Below are 15,777 nucleotides of genomic sequence, written 5' to 3' on the forward strand. Positions count from 1 at the left end.
GAAAAGCCCCGGAACGGTGAACCGAACCGGGGCCATGCGAAAAGGACTATGGATGCAGTCAATGACGGGACGAATCGGGCAGAGAGTGATGCACCAACGGGCGCAGCGCCACGGCGCAATCCTCAAGGGAGTGGTAGAGCAGCATGAGCGTACTTGCCAGCCCCTCTTCTCCTTCGTGGATTTGCGACTGTTGGGTGGAAAGTTCGTCCAGCGTGTGGGCGATCTGCCACAGTCTGGACTCGGCTTCTTCAGGGGTCATTCTGACGGGATGGGACATGGTTCCTCCAAAAAAAGATGCCGGAGTGTTCCTAGCCTAACCAGGCTCGGGGACCTCGCGGTTACCCCACACTCCGGCAAATTCCTTTTCGGATTGCCTAATAAAAAAACCGACGTTTTGCGCCTGTCGATTAAGGGCGGGTTAGTTAGGAACTCCATCAAGCACGAAAGGATCGGCCATGTCAAGTGATCAGCCGACCACCCCCGACGTGTCCCTGCCGTTCTGGATGTCCGGGCCGGAGCTGACCAAGCTCGCCCGCGCCGCCCAGCGGTGGTTCGAGCTGCTCATGGGCTGGGCCATCTGGCCCGCCCAGCAGATGGACCCGGACACCTGCACCGAGGCAGTGCTGAACCTCATCGCCTGGCAGCGCGACATAGACCGCTTCGAGGGGGAGCCCCTGGCCCTGTACCGCAAGCGGGTGAGATACGCATACGCCAACGCGCGCGACGCCGGATCCGTGGAGGGGTTCGCCCGCATCTTCGAGCGGCTGGGCGTGGGCTACCTGGAGACCGAGGAGCGCATGCCGAACCGGGATTGGGACGTCATCGCCCTGTACCTGTCCGACTCGCAGCTGGCCGACAACCAGGGCCTGCTGCAGGTGCTCATCCAGCACTACGGGCGGACATGCCGCCGCTACGAGTGGACCATCATCACGCCCCTGCCCGTGCAGGTGCGAGTGGAGTCCTTTGACAACGACTATCAGGCCATATGCGCATCCGTGCCCGCGCTGGGCATCGGGCCGCGCTTGCGCGAATTCAACCACGACCATGCCGTCATTGCCGCCAAGCTGTAAGGAGCCAACATGAGCAGTGCCATCACCAACGCGGGCGAAGCCCTCATCGCCCTGCACCAGAACCAGGAGACCGCCCTGGTCATCGACACGTTCATCGTCGCCAACGTGACCGGGGTGGACCCGGCCGGGCCGGTGGACCGGGCCGAGGGGCTGCCCGATCCGGGCGACATCGTCTACCAGTACACGATCCCGGCCGAGAACAAGGGCTACATCAACCCCAACCAGGTGGTGTATTCCATGCTGCTGGGGTCGGACATCGGCGACTTCGAGTTCAACTGGCTGGGGCTCTACAGCTCGGCCGACGACACCGTGGTGGCCATCACCTACTGCCCGAGCCTCTCCAAGTGGAAGACGGCGCACCCGGCCATGGGCAACGCCATCACCCGCAACTTCATGCTGGAGTACACCGGGCTGCAGGCCACCACCCAGATCACTGTCGAGGCCTCCACCTGGCAGATAGACTTCACGGCCAGGCTCAAGGGCATCGACGAGCGGGAGCGGCTCTCCAACCGCGACCTGTATGGCCGGGCCTGTTTCTTTGACTCCGGGTTCCTCGTGGTCAACGACGCCGGGGCATTCAAGGTGCAGCCGGGCACCGGCTATGTCGAGGGCATCCGCATCGACCAGGGTGCCGTGCAGGCCATCAGCCCCGGCGCGCTGCCCGCCACCGTCTACCTGGACGTGGCCCTGCAGGCCCAGGGGTCTGACCGGGTGGCCGTGGCCGCTGTGGCCTTCGCCGACCCTGGCGACTACACAGACGCCACCAACGACACCCATTACGGCCAGCCCATCGCCGCCATCGACGCCGGGGGCGTGGTCACGGATCTGCGTCCCACCCGCGCCATGGGCACCGGGATCCTGGCCGGGGTGGCCGGGGTGGACCACACGCATGACGGATACGCTCTGGAGGGGCACACCCACCCCACCATCGAGACCGACTACATCGACGCCAGCGCGTTGCTGCCCACCGAGGACGGCGGCGCGGCCAGCGGGGTGATCGCCACCGCCACCCACGGGCAGCGCTACGGCTACCGGGCGCTGCCCGGCGACACGGACGCGAGCGTGGAGATCACCTACCCCATGCCCGAGGCGTGGGACCGGGGGCCGATCAAACTGCGCGCCGTCTGGACGCCGGGCGAGGGCGCAGCGGCAGGCGAGGACATGACCCTGGTGGCCCAGGCCGTGGCCGTGGGCGATGGCGAGAGCATGGACGCCGCATATGCAGTGGCGGGCGTGACCATTGCGGATCAGGCCCAGGCCGTGGGCGCGGCCCATGTCTCGCCCGCGTCCGCCGGACTGACCGTGGAGGGCGAACCGGCCCTGGGCGACCTGATCCACCTGCGCATCATGCGCGACGTGGACGCCGGGGCCACCCCCATGGCGGCGGACTGCCAGCTGATGGGCATCTGGATACAGTACACGTGCAACCAGGCCGTCACCGGCTGGTAGGAGGCGATATGAGCAGATTGGCATTTGGCGCGCCGGGCAAGAGCGGCATTGATGGCAAGTACAAGTTTGTGCCCTTGCCGTGGGAAGAGAACGCGGCGGACGAGCTTACCTACGTCTGCGAGTTCACCGGCGCAGCCGGGACCAACGAGGTGGGCGTGGGCGCGGGTTTGTCAGGGGCTGACCTTGTGCTAACCCAGTATGCCAACCCCGGCTCTGACGGCACCCACCGCACTATTCAGGACGGGACGTTCCAGTCGTTCTACGGCACAATGGCGTTTTACACTGCCTTTGCACAGTCCCCTCTGGGGTGGTCGTTCGTGCTCAGAAATACCAATTTGAATGGGGCAAACACATACCTCGTTAATCTGATGGGTCAAGACACATCTGGTTCTCAGTCCATGGAGTTGCGGCTGCTGAAAAACACCTCGACATTTACGCTCTCGGTTGGCTCGTCAAACAGTGTATTAGGCATGGGGGTTGGGTTAAAACTCCCTGCCACCAATGAACTCTGGCCCGTCACCGGCCAGCCTTACATGACCATCGCCAGTTTGGACTATGCCAAAGGCATATGCTTCGCAGGCATACTTCAAGACAACGGGGTATTCCCGTCAAAGCTGACCGACTTCCTGACTTTCTCAATCAATCAATTCCCGGAGGATTTTGCCGGGCCAAACCAGATTACGGCTTATAACTCTGGAGTTTATAAGTGCATCCTCGGCTCGTTTTTGAGCTATGGCAGCAACTATTCAGGAGGCCAGACTGTAAAATCTCTCACCCTGGCCAAGCGGCCTTGCTACATCCCCGCATAAGGAGAGCCAAGCATGATCTACACGCAATACACCCTGACCGACCTCGGCTACCGCGCCCCGGTGGCGGGCATCGACCCGCTGCCCGAGATTTGGGGGCTGTCCAACCGCGACGAGGAGCGGTTCGAGCACAAGGGATTCCAGGGCTACCCGGAGACCCACGTCTGGATGGCCGAGCGCGAGGGGCGGGTGCTGGCCGCATTCGAGGCCGAGCCGGACGCGGGCGGCGTGCCCGTGCCTGCCGAGGACGTGGCCGGTCTGCTCATGGCCGACTACGGCTGGCCCGCTGGCACCGCCCTGGGCGCGGACGGGCTGCCCGTGGCGGTGGAGTAGGCACATGGACTGGGCACCTGTCGCATTCTCCGCGCCCACAACGGCGCAGTCGTGGGCGGACTCGCTCATCCCCGCCCTGGGCGGGGCGGCGGTCGAACTGGACGGCAGCCAGGCACGCCTGGCCTCGGTCACAGGATTGGCCGCTGTCGCGCAGAATCCTGTTGCTGGCGAAACAGCGATGGTCGCGGCCATCCGCCAGGGCATGGGCAACCTGCTCCAGGGCGGCGGGCGGTTCTTCTGCCTGCACCCGTTCATCCATCCCCAGGGCGACCGCAGGGGGGACTATGCCTACATGACCCCGCAACAGGCAGCCTCCGGCCTGGCCGACAAGCTGGCCGACACCGTAGACATCCTACCTGCCGGGGCGCTCTCTTGCGTGGCCGTGCTCATCCGCGGCGTGGACTTCGCCGGGCTTGCCGGGGCGCTGGGCGCGTTCAATGAGGTGTTCCCTGCACCGGAGCTGCGCATGGCCCAACGGAGGGCGGACGACCTGGCCGCGCTGGAGCAAAGCAAGCTGGCCCGGCCGAACGGCGGCATCGCCCCGAGGTGGCTCCAGCAGGACGCCCGACGCCACCCAGCCATCAGGCAGTTGGACACAGCCATGGGCAACCTGGTTGCGGCTGGCGAAGGCTACGACCAGGAGAACATCGGCCCGGAAGCCGAGCTGGCCGAGCTCATCGACAAGAAGCGCGCCTCCCTGGCCGGCATCGAGGACGCATGGGCGGCGACGTGCGCCTCGCTCGAGGGCGGCGCCGGGCTCCGGCTTGGCATCGATGGCACGCGCGACACCCTGCACGGCCAGATGCGCAGCGCTATCCCGGCCGTGGAGGGCTACAAGCTGGCCGCGGTGGCCTGCTGGGTGGGCAGCCCGGAGCAAATGACGATCTTCAGGGAGGTATTCGGGGCATGAACAGCATCCTGCGGCTGGGCGACTACAACGTGCCGGGCTACAGCCTGAACGTCACAGGCAACATGGACATCCGTACCTCGGACGCCTCCGGCGAGACCAGCAGCACGGACGAGGTGGACAAGGGCACCAAGGGCAAGACCCTGACCGTGGCCCTGAACATCCTGTTTTCCCGAGAGGCGGACCTGCGCGGGCTGATCCGGGTGGCCGAGGCCAAGGACAATGGATCGCGCCGGATCTACACCATAGCCAACGCCACGGCCAACGCCGCCGGCATCAGGCAGGTGCGCTTTGCCGAGCGCGTGACCTGGCAGGAGCAGGAGGGGCTGCGGGCCTGGGCCGTGTCCTTCACCCTGCGCGAATATCTCTCGAATCCGGAACGGGTCGAGCTGCGGGAGGAGAAGACGGCAACCGTGGCCCAGACGAGCGACGGCACGGCCACGGAACCGGAACGCCCGGCCGAGACGGCGGCGCCGGTCGAGGAGGCAATAACAGGGCTGGAGCGCCTGCTGAAAAAAGTGGACGGCTGGCTGGCATGAAGCTGCGCAAGACGTTCTATGTCAACGACGAGCCCGTGAAGCTTGTCAGCGACGACACCCTACTGTCGCTCTATTCGCCGGGCCGCGCCGTGTATCAGGTGCAGAGCCCCCGGCCCCTGGCCGGGCATGTGCGCCTCGAGGTGGGCTACTCCACCCAGGACAAGGACCAGGTGTTTTTCATCGGCGTGATCCGCGAGAGCCACGTGGTGGACGGGCAGCAGCAGCGGCTGATGTGCAACGAGCTGACCTGTGTGCTCTACACGCACCTGCCCGCGGCCATCCGCCACCCGACCCTGGTGGACGTGGCGCAGTGGTACGCCGAGCAGACCGGGCTCCGGTTCGTCGTGCCGGATCGGCCCTATGCGACCCGGCGTGTCCCGGCCTTCTACACGCTCGGCAACGGGTATCACGGCATCAACTCCCTGGGGGCCGTCTTCGGCATCGAGCGCTACATCTGGCAGCAGCAGGGGGACGGCTCGGTCTATGTGGGCTCCTGGGACGACTCGCGCTGGGCCAGCAGGCCGGTGCACATCCCCGAGGAGCGGTTCTCCCAAGTCAACGCCACGGGGAGCAAGGCGTGCGCGGTCCTGCCCCAGCTGCGGCCCGGGGTCAACCTCAACGGCGAGTACCTAGCCAGCGTGCAGATGAAAGGGCTCGAAATGGTGACGACGTGCGAAAAGCAATTGAGAAAGTTATCCTGAAGATCTTCCCGGAGCTCTCCGGGGGGCTGCATCTCGACCGATACGCGCGCGTCCTGGCCGTGAGCGACGCGCCTGCGGCCGGGGGGCCATCGGAGCGGTTCCGCCCCCGGTATGCCGTGGATCTCGAGATCCTGACCCCTGACGGGGCGAGGGACGAGGCATTCCCGGTCTATGAGGCCGTGCCCCTGCCTGTGCCCGCCGGGTGCGGCCAGGAGGCCGGGCTCTATGCCTTCCCCGAGCCCGGCGCGCTGGTGGTCATCGGCTTTGCCTATGGCCGGGCCGATCATCCCCTGGTACGGCAGATATACCCGCAGGGCATGAGCCTACCCGAGGTCGCCCAGGGCCAGCAGCGGTGGCAGCAGTCCGCGGACGTGTACCAGGGTGTTGACCAGCACGGGAACTGGACCCGCAAGACCGGCCAGGCCATCAGCGACGAATCGCTGCACCGGGCGGCCCGGGCTGTCGAGAACCTGGACGAATTTTCGCGCGAGCTGCGCCGGATCCACGAGCACAGCAAGGAGGTGGTCGGCGGGACCAAGACGCTGGAGGCCCTGGGAGCCCTGCGCCTTCGCTCCGGCGGCTCCGCCAACCTGGTTGCCGTGGACAACATCAACTTCGCCACCAGCCGGGACCGGACCCTCATCGTGGGCCAGGACCGGCACGAGGTGGCCGGCCGGCACATGGTATCCTTGGTCAAGGGCGATATGGAGGAGACTGCCCACGGCAACCGGACAGAGGACGTGGGCGGCAACCGGACGGAATCGACCGGCGGCGATCACACCTCGGACGTGGGCGGCGAGTCCGTCGAGACCGTGGACGGCAACAAGACCATCGCGGCCCTCCACATCAACCTGGAAGCCTCCACCATCCGCCTGGGCCAGCCCGGCTCCGGCATCAGCCTCCTGCCCACCATCATCAGCTTCATGGAAGAGATCCGCTGCGCCCTGCACGACATCGCCATCCACCAGCACAACGGCAGCGTCCCCCCCGACAACGGCGGCGAAATCGACGGCCACTCAACAGCAGTCGGCACCCTGAAGGGGAACATGGGGACGATCAGCGGTTAGGGGCAGATATGAGGTCCATATCCGAGGAAGGTAAAAACCTCGACAACAGCAACTGCCGCTGTCGCTACAGCCGCCATAATCGCGAATAACCCTTGCATCCACGTAAGGGTTATTTTCTTGCTCAGTGCGATCTGCTCTCCATCAAAATAGAGCGCACCGTTTCCCCCCACTCCCAGCTTATCCATCTCCCCAATGGTTATTGGGCGAACCCCTGTCGGCCAATGTGGATATGGCCGTTCTCCTTGTCCACGACTTGTTCCTTCTGTCGCCATAAAACCTCCTCGTTATGTCTCATATGCCTAGGTCGGAAGAAAAAGAAAAGCAGCCCAAAAAATCACTCCTCCGCTCCCGCCTTCGAGCTTTTTCGTCAAAATTTTGTGCAATATCGTGAATGCGCAAAACGGCCACGCGAAGTATGGGGCTGTAAGGCTCTAAAACATTGATCAATCCTGCACGACCGGCAAAGGAATGCAGGGCCATGCGAAATACATGAACCCCCAGCAAACTGACTCGCAATCAGTTTGTCACTAGAGCCATGCGGCTTCCGCCAGTTTTTTCAAAACGCGCGACTTCTCTGACAAGCGAAATTGGCCCCCAGGAGCGAAGCTGTCCCGCGACGAGTTCCGCCATGAGCCGCGCGGATAAAGGCTTCTTGAGGCAGCAATGGGCAGCTTGCACAAACCAGATTCCGCTGGATCGCCCGAGGTCCCTATCGGGTCCCTCCCCTCTGGCAGCCCTTTACTGGAGCCATCCCGCGCCTAATTCGTAATCAGTAGGTCCGGGGTTCAATTCCCCGTTCTGGCTCCAAATAAAATCAAGCACTTATGACACAATCATAAGTGCTTTTTTCATGCCCTGGTATACAGGCTGATATACATCTGAGTGCAGGGGGATGCCCTGGGGTGGTGGGGGGTGTATATCATAAGGCTTGTTGAAGATGTAATCTTTTTTTTGGGGGCGGCTCGCGTTGGCAAATGGACCAACGTGGTCGGGTGTAAAGTCCCCGTAAACTAGGTCCATTGCCAAGTAGAGACTTCTGGCCCAAAATGGGACAGGAGTTTTGTATGCGTAAATCGAAGTTCAGTGAGTACCAGATCGTCAAGATCCTGAAGGCAGTGGAAGGCGGACGGACTGTCGTCGATGTCTGCCGCGAGCACGGCGTGAGCAGCGCCACGTACTACAAGTGGAAGTCAAAGTATGGCGGCATGGAGGCATCCGATATCCAACGGATGAAGGATCTCGAAGCGGAGAACCGTAAGCTCAAGCAGATGTTCGCCGACCTCAGCCTGGAAAACATGGCGCTCAAGGATGTAATCGAAAAAAAACTCTGAGGCCAGTTCAACGCAAGGAAGTTGTCACGCACATGGTCAACGCGTTTGAGCTGAGCTCGCGCAAGGCCTGCGCGGCCATGGGCATCAGTAGGAGCTACTACGCCTACAAGCCGCACCCGCGGGACGATAGCGATGTCATCGCAGCCTTGACTGAACTGGCCGAGAAAAAGCCTACATGGGGCTTCAGTAAACTTTTCAACGTCCTTCGACAGCAGGGCAAGCCCTGGAACCACAAGAAGGTTTGGAGGGTTTACTGCCTCTTGAAAATGAACCTGAAGCGCAAGGCCAAGAAGCGGCTTCCGCAAGCCTCTCGGACGGCAGTGGCCCAGCCGCTTGCGCCAAACCATTGCTGGTCGATCGATTTCATGCGGGACACCCTTTACAGCGGTCGCGTCTTCAGGACTTTCAACGCTGTAGATGATTACAACCGTGAGGCCTTGGCCGTGGAAATCGATACCAATATGCCAGCAGGAAGAGTGGTAAGGGTGCTGGATCGGGTCGCCGAAGAGCGTGGCTGCTATCCCGAAAGGTTGCGAATGGACAATGGTCCGGAGTTCTCGGGGACTGTCATGGCGGCCTGGGCAGAATCGCATGGCGTGAATCTGGAGTTCATTCAGCCTGGCAAGCCCACCCAGAACTCATACATCGAGCGGTTCAACCGGACCTACAGAGAAGAAGTGCTTGATTTGTACGTGTTCAACAGCCTGAGCGAAGTTCGGGCCATTACGGAGGACTTTATCCGTGAGTACAACGAGGGACGTCCTCATGAATCCCTGGGGAATATGTCGCCGATAAATTTTGCTGCCCAGAGGGCAGGGGGTACCCCCTGCCCTCTGGGCAACCCCCCCGAAAACTGTCGGGAGTCTCTACCGTTAACTGGCCCTATGAAAGGGGACTTTACACCGTCTCGCGCATCATCAACAAGATTGTAAGGAACAGAATGCAGAATGACTGAAAACGAAATGACCAACAGCGAGAAGGAGTTGGTCAAAACCCTCATCGAAGAGGCAACGATCCACACTGACGACATCCCGCTACTGATGGGGATGAACCGCCGTTACTGCGTTGTCAGGCACGAGGGCGACATGTGTATCATGGAGAAGACGACTGACCACGAAGACAACATCGTACACAATCCGTTCTCGGAGCGGGCGTTCGGCCTCCGACACCGAGGCGAGATGGTTAGAGTTCTCCACTACACCAAGAACGGCCCGGCATACTGCCCCAAGTCCTTGGCCTCGTTCTGGCTCGGCTGGAAGCACCGCAGTATCAAGGACAGCACCGTCTTTGATCCACGCGGCTCTAAAAGCAAGTACGCCAAGCGGTTCTACAACTTATGGCCAGGTTACGCGATCACGCCAGAAAAGGGTGACTGCTCCCTGATCATCGCCCACCTCCGTGACATCTGGTGCAACGGCAACGAGGAGCAGTTCACGTATCTGATCACTTGGTTTGCCCATATGTTCCAGTACCCGTGGGAGAAGCCGAACGTGGCCTTGGTTGTCAAGGGCGGCAAGGCAGCAGGAAAGAGCACCGTCTTTGATGGCATCCTGCTGCCAATCCTCGGAACGCTGTACAGCAAAATGACCCACCAGGAGCAGTTGGTTGGCAAGTTTAACCGCCATACGCTTTATAAGCTTCTCCTGGTTGCTGAGGAGGCGTTCTGGGCTGGTGATAAAAGCGCTGAAGGACCTCTAAAGGCGATGATCACGGACAAGCCCCTACAGGCTGAGCCGAAAGGCGTCGACGCTTTCGATACGTACACATACTATCGGATCGCTTTCGTCTCCAACGAGACCCGCGTCGTCCCGGCAACAAAGGACGAGCGTCGGTTCTTCGCCATCCGCGTGTCGAGCGACAAGATGAGGGACGTCGGCTACTTCAACGCGCTCTGGAAACAGATCGAGAACGGCGGGGTGGCCGCGTTCATGGACTACCTGATGACCTGGGAGGTCGACCGCAACCTTGTCTTCAGCCCGCCTCGCACGGACGTCCTGACCGAGGACATCCTGGAGAACCTGTCCGCATTTGAAAGATGGGCCTTCGAGTTCCTTCACGCGGACGAGGACGACGACCTGATCGAGTGGGACGCCCCGGTGACGACGTTTGACATCTACGACCACTACAAGCGGTGGCTGAAGGAGGCCAAGGAGCTTGGCGTCTACGTCAGCCGTGCAGAGATCGGCACCCAGACGAGGATGACCCAGGAGTTCAAGCGCCTGTTCGGGTTCACCTTGGCCAAGGCCGGGGGGAAGCGCTGCTTCATCCTCCCTAGCCGCGAGGCAGCTAGGAAGGTCTTCCAGGACAAGGTCAATGCGAAGATCGTTTGGCGCGACATGGTGGTCGAAGAAGAAGGGTTCTTCGACGAGACCCCCGCCAAACCCGAGCACAGAGGGTTCGGCGACCTTGACGAACTCCTAGAAGACTAGGCCCGAAACAGAACCAACAGAAAGGCCCCCGGATTCCGGGGGCCTTTTTCGGTTCCAACGCCAGGAGGCTATCCCTCCTCGACGTAACCCTTTTCGATGATCGATTTCAAGATGACGAACCAGTCCTCGGGCGTGATCGGCCACCACTTGTCATGGGGGTATTGGTCGGTCTGCAGGCTGGCACCAAAAAGCTTGAGAAATGAATCGGCCCTAGTCTCGCCGAACCTCCTCGCCAACTCGTTCTTCAGAGGAGGACATGTGTAGACCACGACCAGCGTCAGTTTCAGCGCCATACCCTCGGCAGCGTTCGCCACGGTCACGAGGATCTCGTGAAGTCCCTTGATGCCGTCCGCATCGGGCTGCTCGAACTCATCATACAAGATGGAAGCGTCAACAGTAAAACCCCTCTCTTGGAAGTACCGGCACACGCCAACGAAATTGTTCATCGGCACTTGGTACACGGGGTCCCAGAAGATGCCGGTCAGCGACGTCTCGATGATCTCCATCTCCTCGGCGGTCAGCCCTTTGGGCAGCTTGATCCAGTCATGCTCGGCCAACTTGGACGGCGTGGGCGTTGCGGCGTTGTCGGCCTGATCAGGCTTGGGCTCAACTCCAGGCAGTTCGGGACTGTCAATGCAGAAACCCCAAACCGGGGTATCTATGACTGTCCCATTCACGACCACCTGCTTCCCCACGTTCTTCGAGAGATAGTCCCGCACCTCCGCGCTCAGCATGGAGTCATCGCCGCACCCGACCAGAAAGCCCATGCCCGAATCGTAGAGCCGATAGTAAACCTCGCCGTTGTCCTCGGACTGCTCGACCACACCCGTCATCGCCTGTGCGGCAGCCGCGCTACACATCGCCGTCAGCACCAGCGCCAACGCCATCATGAGTTTTCGCATGATCATAGTGTCTCCCATGGTCTCGGCGGACGCCCTGTGCCCGCCCTGAACGCGCGAAAGGCCGGGGGCGTAGCTCCCGGCCCAATCCGTTGGTCAAAAATCACCGGCTACCACTCCCTGAGCGGCGCTCCTGCGTTGTCCTTGAAGCTCCCGCTTGAGATGGCGATGGTGTCCATGATCGGGCCAATGACAAAGAGGCCTCCGGTCATGGCGTAGAGCAGACCCTTGCCGTACCTGCCGACATAAAACAGATGGCCTCCAAAAAGTCCCAGCGCGAGGCACAGGAGAAGCGCGGTCTTCCTGCGCTTCTCGGACGACATGGTCATGTATCGGCTGCCGCCGCCCGAGTTCACGTTAACGTTGATGGTCTGCCCCTGGCCCGCTGCCTGCTCCGTGGTCCCTTGCGTCATCACGAATTCTCCTTGTCTCGTGTTCGAAAGTTGCAAATATCAAGGCCGAACACCGATATATCAACCCTGTTGTGAAAAGTAAATATATATCAGGTCCACATCATGTGAGGCCGGATATATCCATGGGGCACGGAGGAACCCATGGACGACATCCTGCTCAAGCTCGGCAAACGGATTCGAGAGCTTCGCAAGAAAAAGGAGCTGTCGCAAAGCAGGCTGGCCGAGATGGCCGGGCTCAACGACAAGTATCTCGGCGAGGTGGAGAGGGGATCGAACAACATCTCGGTCAAGAACCTCGGCCAGATCGCCGCTGCTCTCGGCGTGGAGACCTACGAGCTGCTCGACGGCGCGCATGAGTACGAGATCGACCGAAAGGACATCACCCAGAAGCTTCACGCGATCATCGAGGCAGCGTCTGATGAGGATCTCTGCGCCATCTACGGCTTTGCCTCGGACATCGTCGCCTGAACAATCGTTCCGCCCCGCATAAATAGAAGCGCGAGAGGCACGCGGATCGTCCGCCAGCCCTGATCGCGCTCTTCTACTCTATGTAATACGGGAGGACACGATGACCGAAACCATCGACTTCAAGGACCTTTTCATCGAGCTTGGGCTCGACCCAGCCGACCACAGCGGCAACCTTGCCTGCCCATTCTGCGGCAAGAAGTCTTTCACGCCGTATCGTGACAACGGCGTGGCCCGGTGCCATGCCTGCGCATGGTCCGGCAACGCCATCAACCTCTACGCCCAGGTCAAGGGCGTGGACACCAAGGAAGCCTTCGCTGACCTCGTCGCGCTCTACAACGCGAAGGCGATCAAGCTGAAGCCCAAGACCCGCAAGGAGGCGGTCGAGCAGCTCGCCAGCGACCTCGACTTCCTGGCCTGGGTCCGCCTCCATTTTGCTTTTTTCAAGTCCGAGCGGATGGGCGCGGCCCACTACCAGAAGAAGTCGGGCTACAGCAGGTCGCACTTCACCAAGGTCCTGAACGGCCAGTTCGACAAGGTGTCGCGCAAGGCGTGGAACGAGATCGTCCTCTTCCTCAGGCAGGCCATCAACGTCGGCCAGCTCAAGAAGGACATGGGGATGAAGGCCGCCTACTGGAAGGGACGCATCAAGGCCGACGCCCTGCTCAGGGAGAGCGTGTCGAGGTTCCTGTAGGCGCAAGGGTCGGCAAGGGAGAGTGACGGTTTGGGCGTTCGTGGGTTGCGGCCTGCGAGCGCCTTCTTGCTTTTAGCGTGAACGGCCTTTGAAACGGATTGATTCAATCTGCCAATTCGCAATGCCCTGAAATTTTTCAGCTAGGATTCATTTTGGCACAGATTGAATCCACATCGGCACAGCCATGATTTGTCCTCTTGAGCATCCTCATCACGATGTTCGCCTTGGGTGTTGTCAGCCTGAGATTTTGGAAATCTTAGAATCGACGCAGAGTCATGGGATGACCCATCGAGCGCTTCGCGCATGAGCCCGCCCAACGGAATGTGTGGGCTTCGCCCACCCATCCGATGAGCGATGCTCATAGGTGCATTTCTATCAAGAAATGGCACCTCCGCTGAATCGCCCCGCCGCTTCACCTCCGCTTGCTATTATTTATCAGATCAATGTTTCCGTAAAACACCAAAATCAATGACTTTTCAAAAAAGTTTGACCTTTTTTGGTTTGCGTTGGTTCACGTTGGATTTCCTCACATGTTAAGTTCTTCCAAAAACTTAACGTTTCCAAAATTTATTCAATAATTTCATATATTTGAATGACATAGAAATCAAGTCGATTCTCGAACGTTAAATTACCCATGAAAAACAGCAAGATACTTAACATCCATAGATGTGCCCGAAAATGACCAAAAGGAACCCAAACCATCCCGCCAAGGGGAGTTCCACCATGGTCGAGCCCATCCGCTCCCTTGACGCCATCTCGGCCATCAAGACGATGCTCGGCGACAAGCCCCGCGACCTGCTCCTCTTCGTCATGGCGACCAACAACGGCATCCGTTGCGGCGACCTGCTCAGGCTCAAGGTGGGCGACCTGCGCGGCAAGAGGGTCGACGACATCATCACCATCAAGGAGTCCAAGACGGGCAAGACCAACATCCTCGCCGTCAACGACTCCGTCCACCACGCGCTGACCCGGTACCTGGCATCCGGCTCGCTCAACGACGGGGCATACCTGTTCCGATCCAAAAAGGGCGAGAACGCGCCCCTGACCATCCAGTCGGTCAATCGCATGGTGAAGTCGTGGTGCCGCGAGGCTGGCCTTGACGGCAACTACGGAGCCCACAGCCTGCGCAAGACCTTCGGCTACGTCCAGCGCGTCCACTTCGGGGTCGGGTTCGAGGTGCTCTGCAAACGCTTCAACCACGCCTCGCCCAGCGTGACCATGCGCTACCTCGGCATCAGCGACACCGAGGTGGTCGGCATCCTGAGAAATTCGATCTGATTCCACACGGGCCGTTTACTTTTCCATACGGAATACTGCCAAATGAAAATGGAGGGAGCTGTTCCCTCGCTTGGACAAACCCTTTTACCCAGGAGGATGCCGACAATGGGCAGACCCATCACCGTCGAGAGGCAGTTCTACACCCAGAAGGAGGCCGCAGAGTACTGCGGCTACAGCGTCGTCAAGTTCAGGCAGTTCGCCAAGGACTACGACATCCCGAGGTGCGGCCCCAAGCGGGACCGCTATCGCAAGGAGGACCTGGACGACTTCATGACCGACCCGGCCAGCTTCCACAACCCGATCCGCTCCCGCAGGCCCGGCTTCGTTCCAGTGGAGGTCTAGGTGAGCGTCGGGAAGACACAGGACGGACGTTTCTACGTCCAGTACAGGGTTCAGTACCGCAACAGCCCGAAACGGGAGTACTTCGGGAAAGGAACCGAGGCCAAGAGAGCGGCCAGGGAACGGGATGCCGAGATCAAGCTGATGAAGACCCGCAACGAGGACGTCAGGGAAAGCCACATCTACCTGGACGAGCTTGCCAAGGCATACATCGAGCATGAAAAAGTGAAAGGGCGTGACCGGAAGTTCCTCATAGAGGTCAGGAACCGGCTGAACAAATCCTTCCTGCCCGCGCTGAACCACGTCCCGGTCCACAAGCTCAAGGCCAGGGATTTCGACAAGCTGGCGCTGGAGTACAAGGACCTCTCCAACAGCTCCTTCAACCGCTACATCACGTACCTGAACGTCATCTTCAACTTCGGCGTGGAATTCGAGCACATCGAGAAGAACCCGATGACGAACTGGCGCAAGCGAGTGATGAAACGGGAAAAGCCCCGCGACCTGGAGATCACCATCGACGACGTCAGGGCCATCATGGCCCACGCCGCGCCGCACGTCCAAAAGGCGATCAAGCTGATCCTGAGCACCGGCTGCCGACCCGGCAAGTCCGAACTGCTCAGGATCAAGTACAGCGACGTGGACTTTGATGCCAAGCGCGTCAGGATTCGCGGCTCCAAGACGGCCAGGAGCGACCGCTACGTCCCCCTGCGCGACGAGTTCCTCGCCGAGATCAGGGGCTGGCAGGACGCTGCGGAGAGCGACTACATCGTCGAGTTCGAAGGCAAGCAGCTCAACGGCTTCAAGAAGGGGTTCAACGCCGCCGTCCGCAGATCGGGCATCGGGAAGAAGGTCGTGCCTTACCACCTGCGGCACTTCTTCGCCTCAAGCCTGCTCGCCAACAAGGCCGACATCAAGGCCGTGGCCTCGCTCATGGGCCACGCCGGACCGGACATGCTGTTCAAGGTCTACTACCACCTGATCGGCGACAGCGAGAAAGAGGCCGTGGAGAAGCTCCCCACTCTGTGACCAACCCGCTCGCGTGCTGTCATGTTGCCGC

The 15,777-nt window shown here is 60.7% G+C and carries 18 protein-coding genes and 1 pseudogene; 15 read left to right on the top strand and 4 right to left on the bottom strand.

Translation table 11 applies throughout. The features are described from left to right. Nucleotides 1-58 precede the first annotated feature (58 nt). Nucleotides 59-277, bottom strand: coding sequence for a hypothetical protein (locus DAES_RS17200; protein ID WP_013513426.1), 219 nt, complete (start codon nt 275-277; stop codon nt 59-61). Nucleotides 278-455: 178 nt separating this feature from the next. Between DAES_RS17200 and DAES_RS02305 the strand changes: the two genes are divergently transcribed. Genes DAES_RS02305 through DAES_RS02340 form a run of 8 tightly spaced genes read left to right on the top strand, consistent with a single transcriptional unit; the run spans nt 456 to nt 6,872 of the window. Beyond that, the gene (locus DAES_RS02305) at nt 456-1,070 is read left to right on the top strand and encodes a phage tail protein (RefSeq protein ID WP_013513427.1); all 615 of its coding nucleotides are present in this window, start codon (nt 456-458) and stop codon (nt 1,068-1,070) included. A gap of 9 nt (nt 1,071-1,079) precedes the next feature. Then, complete coding sequence (locus tag DAES_RS16825) at nt 1,080-2,519, top strand: phage tail protein (protein ID WP_013513428.1); 1,440 nt, start codon at nt 1,080-1,082, stop codon at nt 2,517-2,519. Between the two features lie 8 nt (nt 2,520-2,527). After that, nucleotides 2,528-3,328: a hypothetical protein gene (locus tag DAES_RS02315; RefSeq protein WP_013513429.1), complete on the top strand. Its 801-nt coding sequence runs from the start codon at nt 2,528-2,530 to the stop codon at nt 3,326-3,328. A 12-nt stretch (nt 3,329-3,340) separates the two neighbouring features. After that, entirely contained in the window at nt 3,341-3,658 is a 318-nt protein-coding gene (locus DAES_RS02320; RefSeq protein ID WP_013513430.1) for a hypothetical protein, read from the top strand. A 4-nt stretch (nt 3,659-3,662) separates the two neighbouring features. Beyond that, nucleotides 3,663-4,568 carry a hypothetical protein gene (locus DAES_RS02325; RefSeq protein WP_013513431.1) on the top strand — a complete coding sequence of 302 codons (906 nt, stop codon included), beginning with the start codon at nt 3,663-3,665 and terminating at the stop codon, nt 4,566-4,568. After that, on the top strand, nt 4,565-5,104 hold the full coding sequence (locus tag DAES_RS02330; protein WP_013513432.1) for a baseplate complex protein: 540 nt from the start codon (nt 4,565-4,567) through the stop codon (nt 5,102-5,104). The genes DAES_RS02325 and DAES_RS02330 overlap by 4 nt, the downstream gene beginning before the upstream one ends. After that, entirely contained in the window at nt 5,101-5,805 is a 705-nt protein-coding gene (locus DAES_RS02335) for a hypothetical protein (RefSeq protein WP_013513433.1), read from the top strand. Before DAES_RS02330 ends, DAES_RS02335 begins: the two co-directional genes overlap by 4 nt. After that, nucleotides 5,775-6,872, top strand: coding sequence for a bacteriophage T4 gp5 trimerisation domain-containing protein (locus DAES_RS02340; protein ID WP_013513434.1), 1,098 nt, complete (start codon nt 5,775-5,777; stop codon nt 6,870-6,872). Before DAES_RS02335 ends, DAES_RS02340 begins: the two co-directional genes overlap by 31 nt. Here the strand turns inward: DAES_RS02340 and DAES_RS02345 are convergent. Next, nucleotides 6,869-7,144 carry a hypothetical protein gene (locus tag DAES_RS02345; RefSeq protein WP_157864789.1) on the bottom strand — a complete coding sequence of 92 codons (276 nt, stop codon included), beginning with the start codon at nt 7,142-7,144 and terminating at the stop codon, nt 6,869-6,871. The genes DAES_RS02340 and DAES_RS02345 overlap by 4 nt on opposite strands. 792 nt (nt 7,145-7,936) lie before the next feature. Here DAES_RS02345 and DAES_RS02355 point away from each other — a divergent pair. Together DAES_RS02355 and DAES_RS02360 are read left to right on the top strand one after the other, a co-directional pair. Further along, nucleotides 7,937-9,012, top strand: a pseudogene (locus DAES_RS02355) (IS3 family transposase); the annotation flags it as partial. A gap of 138 nt (nt 9,013-9,150) precedes the next feature. After that, the gene (locus DAES_RS02360) at nt 9,151-10,632 is read left to right on the top strand and encodes a DUF5906 domain-containing protein (RefSeq protein WP_013513437.1); all 1,482 of its coding nucleotides are present in this window, start codon (nt 9,151-9,153) and stop codon (nt 10,630-10,632) included. Nucleotides 10,633-10,700: 68 nt separating this feature from the next. Here the strand turns inward: DAES_RS02360 and DAES_RS02365 are convergent, their stop codons facing one another. After that, nucleotides 10,701-11,540 (bottom strand): hypothetical protein, encoded by an 840-nt coding sequence (locus tag DAES_RS02365; protein WP_013513438.1) that lies wholly within the window; start codon nt 11,538-11,540, stop codon nt 10,701-10,703. A 101-nt stretch (nt 11,541-11,641) separates the two neighbouring features. After that, complete coding sequence (locus DAES_RS02370; RefSeq protein ID WP_013513439.1) at nt 11,642-11,944, bottom strand: TM2 domain-containing protein; 303 nt, start codon at nt 11,942-11,944, stop codon at nt 11,642-11,644. Between the two features lie 141 nt (nt 11,945-12,085). Between DAES_RS02370 and DAES_RS02375 the strand changes: the two genes are divergently transcribed. The 5 genes from DAES_RS02375 (at nt 12,086) to DAES_RS02395 (ending at nt 15,746) form a co-directional block, all read left to right on the top strand. After that, a complete protein-coding gene (locus tag DAES_RS02375) occupies nt 12,086-12,412 on the top strand; it encodes a helix-turn-helix domain-containing protein (RefSeq protein WP_013513440.1) in 327 nt (108 codons plus the stop codon). A 100-nt stretch (nt 12,413-12,512) separates the two neighbouring features. Further along, complete coding sequence (locus tag DAES_RS02380; protein ID WP_013513441.1) at nt 12,513-13,103, top strand: hypothetical protein; 591 nt, start codon at nt 12,513-12,515, stop codon at nt 13,101-13,103. A gap of 678 nt (nt 13,104-13,781) precedes the next feature. Beyond that, nucleotides 13,782-14,381, top strand: a complete 600-nt coding sequence (locus DAES_RS02385) for a tyrosine-type recombinase/integrase (protein ID WP_041271321.1) — start codon at nt 13,782-13,784, stop codon at nt 14,379-14,381. A gap of 105 nt (nt 14,382-14,486) precedes the next feature. Further along, nucleotides 14,487-14,723, top strand: a complete 237-nt coding sequence (locus DAES_RS02390) for a helix-turn-helix domain-containing protein (RefSeq protein ID WP_013513443.1) — start codon at nt 14,487-14,489, stop codon at nt 14,721-14,723. Then, entirely contained in the window at nt 14,724-15,746 is a 1,023-nt protein-coding gene (locus tag DAES_RS02395) for a tyrosine-type recombinase/integrase (RefSeq protein WP_013513444.1), read from the top strand. Nucleotides 15,747-15,777 lie beyond the last annotated feature (31 nt).

Origin of the sequence: Pseudodesulfovibrio aespoeensis Aspo-2, assembly GCF_000176915.2 — a bacterium.
Lineage (GTDB): Bacteria > Desulfobacterota > Desulfovibrionia > Desulfovibrionales > Desulfovibrionaceae > Pseudodesulfovibrio > Pseudodesulfovibrio aespoeensis.

What these genes read in the sequence shown, in the direction of transcription:
- DAES_RS17200 (WP_013513426.1), bottom strand. Translation starts at nt 277, where the DNA reads ATGTCCCATCCCGTCAGAATGACCCCTGAAGAAGCCGAGTCCAGACTG.
- DAES_RS02305 (WP_013513427.1), top strand. Translation starts at nt 456, where the DNA reads ATGTCAAGTGATCAGCCGACCACCCCCGACGTGTCCCTGCCGTTCTGG.
- DAES_RS16825 (WP_013513428.1), top strand. Translation starts at nt 1,080, where the DNA reads ATGAGCAGTGCCATCACCAACGCGGGCGAAGCCCTCATCGCCCTGCAC.
- DAES_RS02315 (WP_013513429.1), top strand. Translation starts at nt 2,528, where the DNA reads ATGAGCAGATTGGCATTTGGCGCGCCGGGCAAGAGCGGCATTGATGGC.
- DAES_RS02320 (WP_013513430.1), top strand. Translation starts at nt 3,341, where the DNA reads ATGATCTACACGCAATACACCCTGACCGACCTCGGCTACCGCGCCCCG.
- DAES_RS02325 (WP_013513431.1), top strand. Translation starts at nt 3,663, where the DNA reads ATGGACTGGGCACCTGTCGCATTCTCCGCGCCCACAACGGCGCAGTCG.
- DAES_RS02330 (WP_013513432.1), top strand. Translation starts at nt 4,565, where the DNA reads ATGAACAGCATCCTGCGGCTGGGCGACTACAACGTGCCGGGCTACAGC.
- DAES_RS02335 (WP_013513433.1), top strand. Translation starts at nt 5,101, where the DNA reads ATGAAGCTGCGCAAGACGTTCTATGTCAACGACGAGCCCGTGAAGCTT.
- DAES_RS02345 (WP_157864789.1), bottom strand. Translation starts at nt 7,144, where the DNA reads ATGGCGACAGAAGGAACAAGTCGTGGACAAGGAGAACGGCCATATCCA.
- DAES_RS02360 (WP_013513437.1), top strand. Translation starts at nt 9,151, where the DNA reads ATGACTGAAAACGAAATGACCAACAGCGAGAAGGAGTTGGTCAAAACC.
- DAES_RS02365 (WP_013513438.1), bottom strand. Translation starts at nt 11,540, where the DNA reads ATGATCATGCGAAAACTCATGATGGCGTTGGCGCTGGTGCTGACGGCG.
- DAES_RS02370 (WP_013513439.1), bottom strand. Translation starts at nt 11,944, where the DNA reads ATGACGCAAGGGACCACGGAGCAGGCAGCGGGCCAGGGGCAGACCATC.
- DAES_RS02375 (WP_013513440.1), top strand. Translation starts at nt 12,086, where the DNA reads ATGGACGACATCCTGCTCAAGCTCGGCAAACGGATTCGAGAGCTTCGC.
- DAES_RS02380 (WP_013513441.1), top strand. Translation starts at nt 12,513, where the DNA reads ATGACCGAAACCATCGACTTCAAGGACCTTTTCATCGAGCTTGGGCTC.
- DAES_RS02385 (WP_041271321.1), top strand. Translation starts at nt 13,782, where the DNA reads ATGACCAAAAGGAACCCAAACCATCCCGCCAAGGGGAGTTCCACCATG.
- DAES_RS02390 (WP_013513443.1), top strand. Translation starts at nt 14,487, where the DNA reads ATGGGCAGACCCATCACCGTCGAGAGGCAGTTCTACACCCAGAAGGAG.